This window comes from Microbulbifer sp. S227A (genome assembly GCF_049800935.1).
This window is the reverse complement of the sequence record NZ_JBNAFZ010000041.1, coordinates 1-2,500: the sequence shown is the minus strand read 5'-3', so window position 1 is coordinate 2,500 and position 2,500 is coordinate 1. Positions and strand designations below refer to the sequence as shown.

2 rRNA genes (1 of these 2 cut by a window edge) are annotated in these 2,500 nt (G+C 51.9%); both read left to right on the top strand.

Annotated elements, in window-relative coordinates:
- A 23S ribosomal RNA gene (locus tag ACP15R_RS27240) occupies nucleotides 1-2,154 on the top strand; it begins 740 nt to the left of the window's first position.
- Nucleotides 2,155-2,382: 228 nt separating this feature from the next.
- Nucleotides 2,383-2,498: ribosomal RNA gene (gene rrf, locus ACP15R_RS27235) — 5S ribosomal RNA — on the top strand.
- The last annotated feature ends 2 nt before the right edge of the window (nucleotides 2,499-2,500 follow it).

Below are 2,500 nucleotides of genomic sequence, written 5' to 3'. Positions count from 1 at the left end.
GGAGATGACCTGTGGATCGGAGTGAAAGGCTAATCAAGCCGGGAGATAGCTGGTTCTCCTCGAAAGCTATTTAGGTAGCGCCTCGCGTCTCACCCACGGGGGTAGAGCACTGTTTGGGCTAGGGGGTCATCCCGACTTACCAACCCCATGCAAACTCCGAATACCGTGGAGTGCAATCGCGGGAGACACACGGCGGGTGCTAACGTCCGTCGTGAAAAGGGAAACAACCCAGACCGCCAGCTAAGGTCCCAAATATCAGTTAAGTGGGAAACGATGTGGGAAGGCCCAGACAGCTAGGAGGTTGGCTTAGAAGCAGCCATCCTTTAAAGAAAGCGTAATAGCTCACTAGTCGAGTCGGCCCGCGCGGAAGATATACCGGGGCTCAAACTGATAACCGAAGCTGCGGATGCTTTTTAAGCATGGTAGAGGAGCGTTGTGTAAGCCGCTGAAGGTGAACTGTGAGGTTTGCTGGAGGTATCACAAGTGCGAATGCTGACATGAGTAACGACAAGGGGGGTGAAAAACCCCCCCGCCGGAAGACCAAGGGTTCCTGTCCAACGCTAATCGGGACAGGGTTAGTCGGCCCCTAAGGCGAGGGCGAAAGCCGTAGTCGATGGGAAACAGGTTAATATTCCTGTACTTGCAATTGCTGCGATGGAGTGACGGAGAAGGCTAGGCCAGCATGGCGATTGGTTGTCCATGTTTAAGGTAGTAGGCTTATGACTTAGGTAAATCCGGGTCATACTCTTTATTGAGAAGGCTGAGAGCTGATGACGAGTCTCTTTTTAAGAGACGAAGTGGTTGATGCCCTGCTTCCAGGAAAAACTTCTAAGCTTCAGGCAATTGTGAACCGTACTCTAAACCGACACAGGTGGTCAGGTAGAGAATACCAAGGCGCTTGAGAGAACTCTGGTGAAGGAACTAGGCAAAATGGTACCGTAACTTCGGGAGAAGGTACGCCGGTTTTGGTGATGGGACTTGCTCCCTAAGCTGAGGCCGGTCGAAGTGACCAGGTGGCTGCGACTGTTTATTAAAAACATAGCACTCTGCAAACACGTAAGTGGACGTATAGGGTGTGACGCCTGCCCGGTGCCGGAAGGTTAATTGATGGGGTTAGCGTATGCGAAGCTCTTGATCGAAGCCCCGGTAAACGGCGGCCGTAACTATAACGGTCCTAAGGTAGCGAAATTCCTTGTCGGGTAAGTTCCGACCTGCACGAATGGCGTAACGATGGCCACGCTGTCTCCACCAGAGACTCAGTGAAATTGAAATCGCTGTTAAGATGCAGTGTACCCGCGGCTAGACGGAAAGACCCCGTGAACCTTTACTACAGCTTTGCACTGAACTTTGAGCCTATTTGTGTAGGATAGGTGGGAGGCTTTGAAACTGTGACGCCAGTTGCAGTGGAGCCATCCTTGAAATACCACCCTGGTATGTTTGAGGTTCTAACTCTGGTCCGTTATCCGGATCGAGGACAGTGTATGGTGGGTAGTTTGACTGGGGCGGTCTCCTCCCAAAGAGTAACGGAGGAGTACGAAGGTGCACTCAGCATGGTCGGAAATCATGCAATGAGCATAATGGTATAAGTGCGCTTGACTGCGAGTCAGACATGACGAGCAGGTACGAAAGTAGGTCATAGTGATCCGGTGGTTCTGTATGGAAGGGCCATCGCTCAACGGATAAAAGGTACTCCGGGGATAACAGGCTGATACCGCCCAAGAGTTCACATCGACGGCGGTGTTTGGCACCTCGATGTCGGCTCATCACATCCTGGGGCTGAAGCCGGTCCCAAGGGTATGGCTGTTCGCCATTTAAAGTGGTACGCGAGCTGGGTTTAGAACGTCGTGAGACAGTTCGGTCCCTATCTGCCGTGGGCGTTGGAAATTTGAGAAGAGTTGCTCCTAGTACGAGAGGACCGGAGTGAACGAACCTCTGGTGTTCGGGTTGTCACGCCAGTGGCATTGCCCGGTAGCTATGTTCGGACGGGATAACCGCTGAAAGCATCTAAGCGGGAAGCCTCCTTCAAGATTAGATTTCCCTGACTCCTTGAGAGTCCTAAAGGGCCGTGGAAGACTACCACGTTGATAGGCTGGGTGTGGAAGCGTTGTGAGGCGTTGAGCTAACCAGTACTAATTGCCCGTGCGGCTTGACCATACAACAGAGATGGTTACTAACGATTTACTGATCGAAGACGATCAGTGGATTGTGCGCGAGAAGAGACATACAGTTCTTGCGGTGTATTACTACAGAATGTTTTACCGACTTATTTGGGGTTATCGCCGGTCAGAACCTGACCAAGGCAAACAGCGATAACAGGCAGCGCAGAGCACTCTTTAAAAGAGATGAAAGGCTCATAAGACCAGACCAACCCAAGCCAGTTTGCCTGACGACCATAGAGTTGTGGAACCACCTGATCCCTTGCCGAACTCAGAAGTGAAACGCAACATCGCCGATGGTAGTGTGGGGATTCCCCATGTGAGAGTAGGTCATCGTCAGGCTT